This window comes from Pantoea sp. Seng (assembly GCF_009829935.1).
Classification (GTDB): domain Bacteria; phylum Pseudomonadota; class Gammaproteobacteria; order Enterobacterales; family Enterobacteriaceae; genus Pantoea; species Pantoea communis.
On the sequence record NZ_SZZV01000010.1, the window covers coordinates 132,511 to 145,934 of the forward strand.

Sequence of the window (13,424 nt, forward strand, 5' to 3'; positions counted from 1 at the left end):
ATGAGACTTTGTTATTGATATATCGCTAAATAAGGAGAAAAGTGGCGGCAGATTTTCTGAATGCCTTCTACAGTTAAAAGTAAGCCGAGACTTTTTGTACGAGCAGAGTAACCATAAGAATTGTGTATCCCGATAAAAAAACGTCAGGTTGGCATAAGGGTTGCTGTACTCAATAAAGAATATCTTCCGGGAGCTGCAAACGTATCTAATTTCGCTCCTTTACCTGTGCTAAAAACGAAAGGACGGGCATCGCTATGAATATATTCGATCACTATCGTCAGCGTTATGAAGCTGCCAAGGACGAAGAGTTCACACTGCAGGAATTTCTCGCGATCTGTAAGCAGGATCGCAGTGCATACGCCAACGCTGCAGAGCGACTATTGATGGCTATCGGTGAGCCGGTGATGGTTGACACGGCGCAGGAGCCACGCCTTTCCAGAATCTTCTCTAACCGCGTCATGGGACGCTATCCCGCCTTCGAAGAGTTTTATGGTATGGAGGAAGCGATTGAACAAATCGTCTCCTACCTGAAACACGCTGCGCAAGGCCTGGAAGAGAAGAAACAGATTCTCTACTTGCTGGGGCCGGTCGGTGGCGGTAAATCGTCACTTGCTGAGCGTTTGAAAGCCCTGATGCAACGCGTACCGATCTACGTGCTGAGCGCTGATGGCGAACGCAGCCCGGTCAACGATCATCCTCTATGCCTGTTCAACCCGCAGGAAGACGCCAATATTCTTGAGAAAGAGTATGGCGTGCCGCGGCGTTACCTGGGCACCATCATGTCGCCGTGGGCAGCAAAACGCCTGCATGACTTCGGCGGCGATATTACCCGCTTTAAAGTTGTCAAAGTCTGGCCTTCTATCCTGGAACAAGTGGCCATCGCCAAAACGGAACCGGGTGATGAGAACAACCAGGATATCTCTGCATTGGTCGGTAAGGTGGATATCCGCAAACTGGAAAACCACGCGCAGAATGATCCCGACGCTTACGGTTACTCGGGCGCACTCTGCCGCGCGAACCAGGGCATCATGGAATTCGTCGAGATGTTTAAGGCACCGATTAAAGTGCTGCATCCATTGCTGACCGCCACTCAGGAAGGTAACTACAACGGTACTGAAGGGATCTCTGCCCTGCCGTTTAACGGCATCATTCTGGCGCACTCCAACGAGTCAGAATGGGTGACTTTCCGTAACAACAAGAACAACGAAGCGTTCCTGGACCGTGTTTACATCGTCAAAGTGCCTTACTGCCTGCGAGTGTCGGAAGAGATCAAAATCTACGACAAACTGCTTAATCACAGTGAGCTGACGACGGCGCCATGTGCACCAGGCACGCTGGAGACCTTAGCGCGCTTCTCTATCCTGTCGCGTTTGAAAGAGCCGGAAAACTCCAGCATCTATTCAAAAATGCGCGTCTATGATGGTGAAAGCCTGAAAGATACCGATCCAAAAGCGAAATCATGGCAGGAGTATCATGACTACGCTGGCGTGGATGAGGGCATGAACGGCCTTTCGACCCGTTTCGCGTTCAAGATTCTGTCGCGCGTGTTCAACTTTGACCATGCCGAAGTGGCGGCCAACCCGGTACATCTGTTCTACGTACTGGAGCAACAAATTGAGCGCGAGCAGTTCCCGCAGGATCTGGCAGAGAAATACCTTGAGCACCTGAAAGGTTATCTGATTCCGAAATACGCGGAGTTTATTGGCAAAGAGATTCAGACCGCCTATCTGGAGTCTTATTCAGAATACGGCCAGAACATCTTCGACCGCTACGTAACCTACGCCGACTTCTGGATTCAGGATCAGGAATACCGTGATCCCGATACCGGACAGTTGTTTGATCGTGAATCATTGAACGCCGAGCTGGAAAAAATCGAGAAACCTGCCGGGATCAGTAACCCGAAAGATTTCCGTAACGAGATCGTCAACTTTGTGCTGCGTGCCCGGGCGCAAAATAGTGGACGTAATCCCAACTGGACCAGCTACGAAAAACTGCGCACGGTTATTGAGAAGAAAATGTTCTCCAATACCGAAGAGTTGCTGCCGGTGATTTCGTTTAATACCAAGACCTCAACGGACGAACAGAAAAAACACGATGATTTTGTCGATCGCATGATGGAGAAAGGCTATACCCGCAAGCAGGTACGCTTGCTGTGCGAATGGTATCTGCGCGTGCGTAAATCGTCTTAATCGTTACCTGTAAGCTACGCGGCGCCGCGACGCCGCAACAGGAGGCCGGAGTGGTTCCGGCCTGGCTTACACTGTAGTTTGGGGGATATGTATGGCCTATTTTATCGATCGGCGTCTGAACGGTAAAAACAAGAGCGCGGTCAATCGGCAGCGTTTCCTGCGCCGTTACAAGTCGCAAATCAAGCAGTCGATCTCCGAGGCCATCAACAAGCGGTCGGTCACCGACGTGGAGAGCGGCGAATCTGTCTCGATTCCTATCGATGACATCAATGAGCCCATTTTCCATCAGGGACGCGGCGGCAGTCGCCATCGCGTGCATCCGGGGAACGATCATTTCGTCCAGAACGACCGCATTGAGCGCCCACAAGGGGGCGGTGGTGGCGGTGGCAGCGGTCAGGGCAACGCCAGTCAGGACGGTGAAGGTCAGGATGAGTTTGTCTTCCAGATATCGAAAGATGAATATCTTGATTTGCTGTTTGAAGATCTTGCCCTGCCAAATCTGCGTAAAAATCAGCATCGCCAATTGAACGAATATAAAACGCACCGCGCGGGCTTCACCTCAAATGGGGTACCGGCCAACATCAGTGTGGTGCGTTCGCTACAAAATTCACTGGCGCGTCGTACTGCCATGACCGCCGGTAAACGCCGTATGCTGCACGAACTGGAAGCCACGCTGACGGAAGTGGAGAACAGTGAACCGGCTCAGTTGCTGGAAGAGGAGCGGCTGCGCAAAGAGATTGCCGAACTGCGGGCACGCATTGAACGCGTACCCTTTATTGATACCTTCGACTTACGCTACAAAAACTTTGAGAAGCGCCCTGAGCCTTCCAGCCAGGCGGTGATGTTCTGCCTGATGGATGTTTCCGGTTCCATGGACCAAGCCACGAAAGACATGGCGAAGCGTTTTTATATTCTGCTCTATCTGTTCCTGAGCCGAACCTATAAAAATGTGGAGGTGGTGTATATCCGTCACCATACGCAGGCGAAAGAAGTCGACGAGCAGGAGTTCTTCTACTCGCAGGAAACCGGCGGCACCATTGTCTCTAGCGCATTGAAGTTAATGGATGAAGTGGTTAAAGAGCGCTATGACCCTGCGCAGTGGAATATATATGCGGCACAGGCCTCTGATGGTGACAACTGGGCGGATGACTCTCCGTTATGTCATGAGATTCTGGCCAAACATATTTTGCCGGTTGTACGTTATTACAGCTACATTGAAATCACGCGCCGTGCGCACCAGACGCTGTGGCGTGAGTATGAACATCTGCAAGCCATGTTTGATAACTTCGCGATTCAGCACATCCGCGAGCCAGAAGACATTTACCCAGTATTTAGAGAACTTTTCCACAAACAGGTGGCAGAAGCCTGAACATCAAGCCGGTCATTGACCGGCTTTTTCTTTTCCGCGCCACCGCTCATTCGCCTGAAATCCCCGCTGATTTTTCACACAATTTTAACGATCTATGGGATAGCGATCCGCAGATTGAAAAAATATGCAATTAAGCGCTGACAAGCTATTGATAAGGCATTATCTTTTCACCTTGTCTGTGTGAATTCCCCGCAGTTTGTCTTTTTCGCTCGTACCGCAGGAGAACGCCGTTGAATGCCAGCATGATTTACAGTTTGTTTATTATTGGTTCCGTGCTGGTCGCAGCAAGTATTCTTCTGAGTTCATTCTCGTCACGGCTTGGCATCCCTATTCTGGTGATCTTCCTTGCGTTAGGCATGTTGACTGGCGTTGATGGGATTGGCGGCATCGCTTTTGACAACTACCCGGTGGCGTATCTGGTTTCTAACCTCGCGCTGGCGATTATTTTGCTGGATGGCGGCATGCGCACCAAAGCCAGCTCATTCAAGGTGGCGCTGGGGCCTGCATTATCACTCGCCACGGTCGGTGTGATGATAACCGCCGGTTTAACCGGTTTGGCTGCAGCCTGGCTCTTTAAACTCGATTTGATGCAAGGTTTCCTGATTGGCGCGATTATCGGTTCCACCGATGCCGCCGCCGTCTTCTCGCTGCTGGGGGATAAAGGGCTTAACGAACGTGTCAGCTCCACGCTGGAAATTGAATCCGGCAGTAACGATCCCATGGCGGTATTCCTGACCATCACGCTGATTGACATGATCCAGCAAGGCCAGTCAGGCTTAAGCTGGATGTTTGTGGTACATCTGGTGCAACAGTTCGGTCTCGGTATTGTACTGGGGCTGGGCGGCGGCTGGGCACTACAGCAACTGATTAACCGTATCAATCTGGCGCAAGGTCTCTATCCCCTGCTGGCGTTAAGTGGCGGCATCATTGTGTTTGCACTGACCACGGTGATGGAAGGCAGCGGTATTCTGGCGGTTTACCTGTGTGGCTATCTGCTGGGTAACAGCCCGATTCGCAACCGTCACGGTATTCTGCAAACCTTCGATGGTATGGCGTGGTTGAGTCAGATCGGTATGTTTATCGTGCTCGGCTTACTGGTGACGCCATCTGATTTGTGGCATATCGCCGTTCCTGCCATGATTTTATCTCTCTGGCTGATTTTGGTGGCGCGTCCGCTTTCAATTCTGGTGGGCCTGTTGCCATTTAAAGGTTTTACCGGCCGCGAACGCATCTTTATCAGTTGGGTTGGCCTGCGTGGCGCAGTACCCATCATCCTCGCGGTGTTCCCGATGATGGCCGGGCTGGAAAACGCCAAGCTCTACTTCAACATCGCCTTCTTCGTGGTTCTCGTGTCGTTGATGCTGCAGGGCACCTCACTGGGCTATGCGGCCAAACGCGCCAAAGTTGTGGTTCCCCCTACTGCATCACCTATCAGCCGCGTCGGACTGGACATCCACCCTGAAAACCCCTGGGAGCAGTTTGTTTACCAACTTAGTGCTGATAAATGGTGTATTGGAGCCGCGCTGCGTGATTTGCAGATGCCACGCGAAACGCGCATCGCGGCCCTGTTCCGCGATAACGCGCTGATGCATCCCAACGGTAGCACGCGCCTTAAAGAGGGCGATGTGCTATGTGTGATTGGACGTGAACGTGATTTGCCCGCTTTGGGTAAAATGTTCAGTCAGTCTCCACCCGTCGCGCTCGATCAACGCTTCTTTGGTGACTTCATTCTGGATGCCGAGGCACGTTTACGCGATGTGGCGCAAATTTATGGGCTGGAACTCGATGAAACCACCAACGATCAGCAATCCCTCGGTCAACTGGTGATGGGCCTGCTGGGCAGTACACCGGTGGTGGGCGATCAGGTGGAGTGGAACCAATTGACCTGGACCGTGGCAGAGAAAGAGGACAACCAAATCGTTAAAATTGGCGTACGTGTCATGGAAGACAAGGAGTAATCCTAACCGCGAATACGCCAAAACTGCGCGTGAGCGACTATGATCACTGTTCCACCCAGCACAAACGGGAGAAGCGCATGGGACACGTGGTAAAGATTGGTCGTTACGAGATCGTTGATGCAGAACTGAATGCTGAAAAGCTCGATACCATCAGCATTCCCTGCAATACCAACCCCGGCCTGAGTTACCAACTCGATGGCTGGGATCATGAAACCAGCGTGCCGGCGTGGATTGATGGCGAGCCCGTCGATCTGCAGATCGGACACTATGACAAGCAACAAGACCGCTGGGTATTAAAAAAACCCGCCTGATGTACCCCCGCCGCCATCCGCTTCGTATGGCGGTCATTCCTAAAAGCAGTCTTAAAATGAAGCGTTCTATCTGTGTTTTTTTTGGTTTTAACCTTGTATTTCAATTAGCTAACTCACTATTTCACGCAGCATTTATTTCCTTTTAAGACTATTTCCATATTAACTCTGTCAAATAACTCCTGCATACTCTTAAACGTTGCTGCAGCTTTTCGTGACGTACATCACGTCTCAAACGGCCCTTTCCATGCAGCGCTTATGGCAGCATTGACTTATATCGCACTGAAAAATCATTTCTTTTTATTTTCGGTGGACAACTCCTGAGCGCGTACTTGATTCTGGTCAGGCCATCTTTTACTTAAGAAAAGAGAGCAGGTTTTATGGCAAGTACATTGGTAATGAATGATGCAACCCGCTCGTGGAGCGGATTGCGTAAAAATCTCATCGCAAAAGTCGCTTTAAGCTTTTCGGATTTAATTGCTCTGAATCTGGCTTTGTTTTTATCTGCAGCAACCGTTCAGGGTATTTGGGGAGAACTGGACACCTTTATTCCGCCGCAGCAGATTGAGTACCGCTTCATCGCTCAATTAGGGCTTTCTGTACTTTGCACCGCGTGGTTTTGGGTGCGCATGCGTCATTACACTTACCGCAAACCGTTCTGGTTCGAGTTAAAAGAGATTGTTAAAACCCTGTTCGTCTTCTCGCTGCTGGATTTGGCGCTGATTGCCTTCTCCAAGTGGGATTTTTCGCGCATGGTTTGGGTGTTTAGCTGGACTTACGCACTGCTACTGCTGCCGCTGATGCGTGCGGTGGTCAAGCGTGCCATTAACCGCGCAGGTCAGTGGCAGAAAGAGACCATCATCATTGGTTCAGGCAAGAATGCCATGGAAGCTTATGCAGCCCTGCAGAGTGAGGAAATCCTCGGCTACAACGTCCAGGCTTTTATCTCACTGGAAGATGAGCACCACCCTGAGAACGTGAATGGTGTACCCGTGATCACCTGGAAAGACATCAACTGGCAAACGATGGATCGCGACAACACGCAATTCATCGTCGCCACTGAGTTTGAACAACAGGTGGTGCGCGATAAATGGCTGAAGTTCCTGTCCAAAATGAAGTGCCGCTCGATCTCCGTGATCCCAACCCTGCGCGGCGTGCCGCTTTACGGTACGGATATGTCATTCATCTTCAGCCACGAAGTGATGATCCTACGCGTCAGCAACAATCTGGCGAAACGCTCATCCCGCTTCCTCAAGCGTACTTTCGATATCGTGGTGGCATCACTGTTGCTGCTGTTCCTTGCCCCGGTATTTGGTCTGCTGTGTGCGATGGTGAAACGTGATGGCGGCAATGCCATTTATGGACATGAACGCGTTGGGCAAGACGGTGTGAAGTTTAAATGCCTGAAGTTCCGTTCGATGGTCACTAACTCCCAGGAAGTATTGCAAAACCTGCTGGCTACCAGTGAAGAAGCGCGTGCCGAATGGGATCGTGATTTCAAACTGAAGAACGATCCACGCATCACCAAAATTGGCGGCTTCCTGCGTAAAACCAGTCTCGACGAATTGCCGCAGTTGTGGAATGTGATTCGTGGTGAGATGAGTCTGGTGGGACCACGTCCGGTTATCGAAGCTGAGCTGGAACGTTACGCAGGGGATGTCGATTATTACCTGATGGCGAAACCGGGCATGACGGGTCTGTGGCAGGTGAGTGGTCGTAACGACATAGACTACGACACCCGCGTCTATTTCGATTCCTGGTATGTGAAGAACTGGGCGTTGTGGACCGATATTGCCATTCTGTTCAAAACCGCAGGCGTAGTGTTACGCCGTGACGGCGCTTACTGATCCTACCCTCGACGCGATGTCTGTGTTGGTCCAGCAGACATCGCTTTTTTATTCCTTTCTTTTTCCCGGCTAAGTCATTACCCTTCCCGCTTGTTTAACAGGACGTTTCTGGTTTCAGATGCAAAAATTTACCCTGCTGCTTTTAAGCCTGGTGCTGCTGGCACCGCTCGGCATCGATCTTTACCTTCCCACTCTGCCGCAAATCGCTGAAGGCCTGAACAGCCCGGTCAGTTTGATTCAGATTACCATTCCGCTGTTCTTACTGGTGATGGGCATCGGCCAACTGGTAACCGGACCTTTGGTGGATAATTTTGGCCGCAAGCCGATTGCGCTGATTGGCCTGGCACTCTATATCGTTGGTAGCGCCGTGGCTGCGACCGCCACCGTATGGCCGGTGTTCTTCCTTGCCCGTTTGATCCAGGGCTGTGCGGTGTGTTGCAGTGCTGTGGTGGCCTTCAGTGGCGTGCGCGATCGTTTAAGCGGTGATGAAGCCGCACGCGCCTATGGTTTCCTTAATGGTGCACTGAATATTGTGCCGGCACTGGCGCCACTGCTGGGCGGCATCCTTGCTGAAGCCTACGGCTGGCGTGCGCCCTTCTGGTTCCTGTGTGGCTATGCTGCCGTGATTGGTTTGATTGTGGTGTTCTGCCTGCCGGAAACCCGTCCTGCCGATACGCTACGAGTTAAAGGATTACCGCTGGCGCAGTACGCGGCGATTGCACGTGAACCGCGTTTTCTTGCCTTCGCCTTTGCCAATGCGGGTGCGCTCGGCATGGTGCTGACTTATGTGTCACTGGCACCCCACGTGCTGATGACGGAAGGGGGTCTGACGCCCCTGCAATTCTCCTTTGCCTTTGGTGCCAACGGCTTTTGGATCATGCTGGTCAGTGCGTTTGTGAATAAGACTATCCGTAAAGCCGGACGCCCGTTCTGCCTGGCGATGGGCTTCGTCACCATGCTGCTGGGTGCCATTCTGCTGCTGGCGGGAATGACGCTGTTGCCTGCCGTATGGCAGACACACTGGGCGCTGTATATGATTCCAGTGGCGGTGTCGGTTGCGGGACTGGCCTTTACCGTTGGCCCCGCCACCAGCTACGCATTAGAGCCGTATCAGCAGCAGGCCGGCGTTGCCGCGGCATTGCAGGGGTTTATTCAGATGGCGTGCGGCGCAGGTGGCAGCCTGATGATTGTCGCGTTACCGGTCGCCGAGAAATCCTCACTGGCCTTAATGATGCTTTTAGGTGCAGCGCTGGCCTTGATCGCCTGGCGCTGCAGTAAGAAGATGCACGGAAGCGTTACCGCGCTTAAATAACCTCAACCGGCACACGGGGCGCGAGCGCACACATCAGCTCGTAACCCACCGTGCCGGCGGCTTTCGCCACCTCATCGATTTTCACCTGATTGCCCCACAGTTCCACTTTGGAACCAATCCCGGCCTGCGGACAAGGTTCGAGGTCAATCATCATCATATCCATGGAGATCGCGCCCAGCGTCTGGGTGCGAATACCGTCGACGCTCACTGGCGTGCCGGTTGGCGCATGGCGTGGATAGCCATCTGCATAGCCGCAGGCCACAATACCAATGCGCTGTGCGCCCGATGCATGATAGCGATAGCCATAGCCCACACCGTCACCGGCACTGAGCTGCTGCACTCCAATGATTTCACTGTTCAGCGTCATCACAGGTTGCAAGCCGCTGCTGGCAATATCCTGCCAATTCCCACTTGGCGATGCGCCATAGAGAATGATCCCCGGACGCACCCAGTCAAAGTGCGCTTCAGGATGCCACAACGTGGCGGCAGAGTTGGAGAGCGAACGCGGGCAATCCAAACCTTCGGCGGCCAGTTCAACGCGCTTCATCGGTTCGATAAGTCCTTCCGGGTTTTCCGCGTCCGCAAAATGCGCCATCAGCGTCATCTCACCGACGTTAGGGAGCGCACGCAGTTTCTGCCACGCCGCCTGCACCTGTTCCGGACGGAAACCCAGCCGATTCATGCCGCTGTTCATCTTCAGATAGATATCAACCGGTGCAGAAAGTGAAGCTTTGGCCAGCGCCTGAATCTGCCAGTTGCTGTGCACGCTGGTGGTCATGCGATAACGATCGATCAACATTAAATCTTCAGCATGGAAGAAACCTTCCAGCAACAGAATCGGTTTTTTCCAACCCTGCTCACGCAACAGAATCGCTTCTTCCATATTCAACAGCGCGAAACCATCGGTCTCCGCCAGGCTTTGCCAGACACGCGCGATTCCGTGCCCGTAAGCATTGGCTTTGACCACTGACCAAACCCGCGACTGTGGTGCAGCCTGCCGTACAATCGCCAGATTGTGGCGCAGCGCCTGTTGGTTAATGGTGGCGCCAGTAGGACGTGACATGCTTGTGCTCTCCCTGAGGTCTCAACGCGCCGCGTTAGCGTTACGCAACGGCGACGAATGGGGTTCGAAACCTGGCAGGTAGCGCAGCACTGACAAATCGTCTGCGGCAATCGCCGGTTTCTGACCGGAAATCAAATCAGCCAATAGCTGACCGGAACCACAGGCCATGGTCCATCCCAGCGTTCCGTGACCGGTGTTGAGATAGAGATTGGACAGCGGCGTACGCCCGACAATCGGCGTGCCATCCGGTGTCATCGGACGTAGTCCCGTCCAGAACGTGGCCTGTTCAACAAAACCGCCTTCAGGATAGAGATCGCTGACCACCATCTCCAGCGTTTCACGTCGTGCAGGCGTCAGTTTGGTGTTAAAACCAACAATTTCCGCCATGCCGCCCACGCGGATGCGATCGTCAAAGCGCGTGACCGCCACTTTGTAGGTCTCATCGAGGATGGTGGACACCGGTGCAGCGTCGGGATTCTTAATCGGAATGGTGAGGGAATAGCCTTTTAGCGGATAAACCGGAATTGAGACGATATCTTTCAGCAACGCGGTCGAGTAGGAACCAAAGGCCACCACATAGGCATCCGCTTTAACCACCTCATCACCACACTTCACACCGTAAATGCGATTGCCTTCACGCAGCAGTTGATCAACCTGAGTGTCGTAGCGGAAGGTGACGCCCGCAGCCGCCGCCATCTCGGCCAGACGCTGCGTAAACAACTGGCAGTCTCCGGTCTCATCGTTCGGTAGACGCAGTCCGCCCGTCAGCTTGTGCGCTGTCGTGGCCAGCGCCGGTTCAACGCTGTGGAGCTGATGTGCTTCCAGCAGTTCATAAGGCACACCGGCTTCTTTCAGCACGGCGATATCTTTGCTGGCGCTGTCAAACTGCTGCTGGGTACGGAACAGTTGCAAAGTACCGCCCTGCCGGCCTTCATAGGCGATACCGGTCGAGGCGCGCAATGCTTTCAGGCAATCACGACTGTATTCAGCGATACGCACCATGCGTCCTTTGTTTTCCTGATAATGGCGCATGTCACAGTTACGCAGCATGTTCCACATCCATTCCAGCTGGAACTTGCTGCCATCGAGGCGGACGGCCAATGGCGCGTGGCGCTGGAACATCCATTTTATCGCTTTCAGTGGCACGCCCGGTGCCGCCCAGGGCGCCGCATAACCTGGAGAGATCTGGCCAGCGTTACCGGCACTGGTTTCCAGCGCAGCCCCCGGCTGGCGATCGATGACCGTCACCTCATGTCCAGCTTGCGCCAAATACCAGGCACTCGCCACTCCCACGACACCACTTCCAAGAATCACTACGCGCATAAGCCCCTCGCCGCGGCAAAAGCATAATCAACTATGAATGCTGCCCGAATCAGCATAACCAGGCAGCACTTCTTATCTTACATTCGACAGACATATTTCACATGTTTTTCACCTTCCTGCACACAGAAATCATGAGGTAGTGCAAAAATCAGGATTTTTTATGCCATAAAACCATTAACCAGCAATTTATTATGCGCAGGGCAGTGCTTTTCTCTTTTTTCAGGAGAAAGCGCCGCAGTCATATAATGCACTTATAAACAGAGTTTTATTCTGCCAATTAATCTAAAACCAACAGTTGTCATTAGTAATGACTTAAGCGTCGATTTTTGAATGATTTTCTGCCAAAAGAATTCGATTGAGTTCCGGTTTCGGATAAGCGACAGTGGACTATCATTGAAGTGTTCGCTCAGTTTTATTGGGCTGTCTTTCTCAGGATGAAGCCTTAAACGATCGTGACAGGTGACAATCCGTTGCCTGCCGCTTGCAAAACAGAGGTGCGCTATGACGACAATCTTTGACGAGCCAACCCGGAGCAGTAAACGACTCAGTGATGGACCCGACTGGACCTTCGAACTGCTTGATGTTTATCTGGCAGAAATTGACCGTGTAGCGAAAAGCTACGGGCTTGATACCTATCCGCATCAAATCGAAGTCATCACCTCCGAACAAATGATGGATGCCTACTCCAGCGTGGGTATGCCGATTAACTATGCCCACTGGTCGTTCGGTAAAAAATTCATTGAAACCGAACAACGCTATAAACATGGCCAGCAGGGCTTAGCGTACGAGATCGTCATCAACTCCAATCCTTGTATTGCCTATCTAATGGAAGAGAACACCATGACCATGCAGGCGCTGGTGATGGCGCACGCGTGCTATGGGCACAACTCTAACTTTAAAAATAACTATTTATTCCGCAGCTGGACCGATGCCAGTTCTATCGTCGATTACCTGTTATTCGCGCGTAACTACATCACTGATTGCGAAGAGCGATATGGCGTGGAAGAGGTGGAACGCCTGCTCGACTCCTGTCATGCGCTGATGAACTACGGTGTGGATCGCTACAAACGTCCGCAAAAGATCTCGCTGCAGGAAGAGAAAGCGCGGCAAAAAAGCCGTGAAGAGTATCTGCAGAGCCAGGTAAATACCCTATGGCGCACCCTGCCGCGTAAAGAGAAGGAGTCTGTGCACGTGGAAGCGGCGCGCTATCCTTCGGAACCGCAGGAAAACTTGCTCTACTTTATGGAAAAAAACGCCCCGCTGCTGGAGTCCTGGCAACGTGAGGTGCTGCGCATCGTGCGTAAGGTCAGCCAGTATTTCTACCCGCAGAAACAGACGCAGGTGATGAATGAAGGCTGGGCGACGTTCTGGCATTACACCATCCTCAACCATCTCTACGACGAAGGGAAAGTGTCGGAACGCTTTATGATGGAGTTCCTGCACAGCCACACCAATGTGGTGTATCAGCCACCGTATAACAGCCAGTGGTATAACGGCATAAACCCTTATGCTTTGGGCTTCGCCATGTTCCAGGATATCAAGCGTATCTGCCAGTCACCGACGGAAGAGGATCGCTACTGGTTCCCGGACATTGCGGGTTCCGACTGGCTAAAAACGCTGCACTTTGCCATGCGCGAGTTTAAAGATGAGAGTTTCATCAGCCAGTTCCTGTCACCCAAAGTGATGCGCGACTTCCGCCTGTTCACGGTAATGGATGACGATCGCAATAATTTTCTGGAAATTGCCGCGATCCACGACGAAGCTGGCTATCGTGCCATCCGCCAGCAACTGTCAGCACAGTACAACCTGAGCAATCTGGAGCCTAACATTCAGGTCTATAATGTGGATCTGCGCGGTGACCGTTCGCTGACCTTACGTTACGTGCCACAGCAACGTGCGCCGCTGGATAAAAGCCGCCGCGAAGTGCTGAAGCATGTGCATCGGTTGTGGGGTTTCGATGTGATTCTGGAACAACAGAACGAAGATGGCAGCGTTGAGCTGCTGGACCGGTCGCCAACGCGTGGACCCGCACTGTAAATATAAAAAAACCGGACT

General features: G+C 52.5%; 9 protein-coding genes. 7 read left to right on the forward strand and 2 right to left on the reverse strand.

Going from position 1 to position 13,424, the window contains the following annotated elements; translation table 11 throughout:
- Window positions 1-254 precede the first annotated feature (254 nt).
- The 6 genes from yeaG (at window position 255) to FD737_RS12540 (ending at window position 8,983) form a co-directional block, all read left to right on the forward strand.
- Window positions 255-2,189, forward strand: coding sequence for a protein kinase YeaG (gene yeaG / locus FD737_RS12515; RefSeq protein ID WP_034828773.1), 1,935 nt, complete (start codon window positions 255-257; stop codon window positions 2,187-2,189).
- 91 nt (window positions 2,190-2,280) lie between these two features.
- On the forward strand, window positions 2,281-3,558 hold the full coding sequence (locus FD737_RS12520; RefSeq protein ID WP_034828771.1) for a YeaH/YhbH family protein: 1,278 nt from the start codon (window positions 2,281-2,283) through the stop codon (window positions 3,556-3,558).
- 230 nt (window positions 3,559-3,788) lie between these two features.
- Window positions 3,789-5,516, forward strand: a complete 1,728-nt coding sequence (locus tag FD737_RS12525) for a potassium/proton antiporter (RefSeq protein WP_038646621.1) — start codon at window positions 3,789-3,791, stop codon at window positions 5,514-5,516.
- Between the two features lie 77 nt (window positions 5,517-5,593).
- Window positions 5,594-5,827 (forward strand): DUF1480 family protein, encoded by a 234-nt coding sequence (locus tag FD737_RS12530; protein ID WP_034828766.1) that lies wholly within the window; start codon window positions 5,594-5,596, stop codon window positions 5,825-5,827.
- 377 nt (window positions 5,828-6,204) lie between these two features.
- On the forward strand, window positions 6,205-7,671 hold the full coding sequence (gene wbaP / locus FD737_RS12535) for an undecaprenyl-phosphate galactose phosphotransferase WbaP (protein WP_058959838.1): 1,467 nt from the start codon (window positions 6,205-6,207) through the stop codon (window positions 7,669-7,671).
- Between the two features lie 118 nt (window positions 7,672-7,789).
- Window positions 7,790-8,983, forward strand: coding sequence for a multidrug effflux MFS transporter (locus FD737_RS12540; RefSeq protein WP_160833625.1), 1,194 nt, complete (start codon window positions 7,790-7,792; stop codon window positions 8,981-8,983).
- Here the strand turns inward: FD737_RS12540 and dadX are convergent.
- Both dadX and FD737_RS12550 read right to left on the reverse strand, forming a co-directional pair.
- Window positions 8,976-10,046 carry a catabolic alanine racemase DadX gene (gene dadX, locus FD737_RS12545; protein ID WP_160833626.1) on the reverse strand — a complete coding sequence of 357 codons (1,071 nt, stop codon included), beginning with the start codon at window positions 10,044-10,046 and terminating at the stop codon, window positions 8,976-8,978. The two genes, FD737_RS12540 and dadX, sit on opposite strands and share 8 nt — an antisense overlap.
- Window positions 10,047-10,067: 21 nt before the next feature.
- Entirely contained in the window at window positions 10,068-11,369 is a 1,302-nt protein-coding gene (locus tag FD737_RS12550) for a D-amino acid dehydrogenase (RefSeq protein WP_160833627.1), read from the reverse strand.
- Window positions 11,370-11,870: 501 nt separating this feature from the next.
- On the opposite strand from FD737_RS12550, the gene FD737_RS12555 reads away from it, so the two are divergent.
- On the forward strand, window positions 11,871-13,406 hold the full coding sequence (locus FD737_RS12555; protein ID WP_160833628.1) for a SpoVR family protein: 1,536 nt from the start codon (window positions 11,871-11,873) through the stop codon (window positions 13,404-13,406).
- The last annotated feature ends 18 nt before the right edge of the window (window positions 13,407-13,424 follow it).

Excerpts from the sequence above, each read along its gene's own strand:
- FD737_RS12540 (WP_160833625.1), top strand. The coding sequence starts at position 7,790 with ATGCAAAAATTTACCCTGCTGCTTTTAAGCCTGGTGCTGCTGGCACCG.
- FD737_RS12520 (WP_034828771.1), top strand. The coding sequence starts at position 2,281 with ATGGCCTATTTTATCGATCGGCGTCTGAACGGTAAAAACAAGAGCGCG.
- FD737_RS12555 (WP_160833628.1), top strand. The coding sequence starts at position 11,871 with ATGACGACAATCTTTGACGAGCCAACCCGGAGCAGTAAACGACTCAGT.
- FD737_RS12550 (WP_160833627.1), bottom strand. The coding sequence starts at position 11,369 with ATGCGCGTAGTGATTCTTGGAAGTGGTGTCGTGGGAGTGGCGAGTGCC.
- yeaG (WP_034828773.1), top strand. The coding sequence starts at position 255 with ATGAATATATTCGATCACTATCGTCAGCGTTATGAAGCTGCCAAGGAC.
- wbaP (WP_058959838.1), top strand. The coding sequence starts at position 6,205 with ATGGCAAGTACATTGGTAATGAATGATGCAACCCGCTCGTGGAGCGGA.
- dadX (WP_160833626.1), bottom strand. The coding sequence starts at position 10,046 with ATGTCACGTCCTACTGGCGCCACCATTAACCAACAGGCGCTGCGCCAC.
- FD737_RS12530 (WP_034828766.1), top strand. The coding sequence starts at position 5,594 with ATGGGACACGTGGTAAAGATTGGTCGTTACGAGATCGTTGATGCAGAA.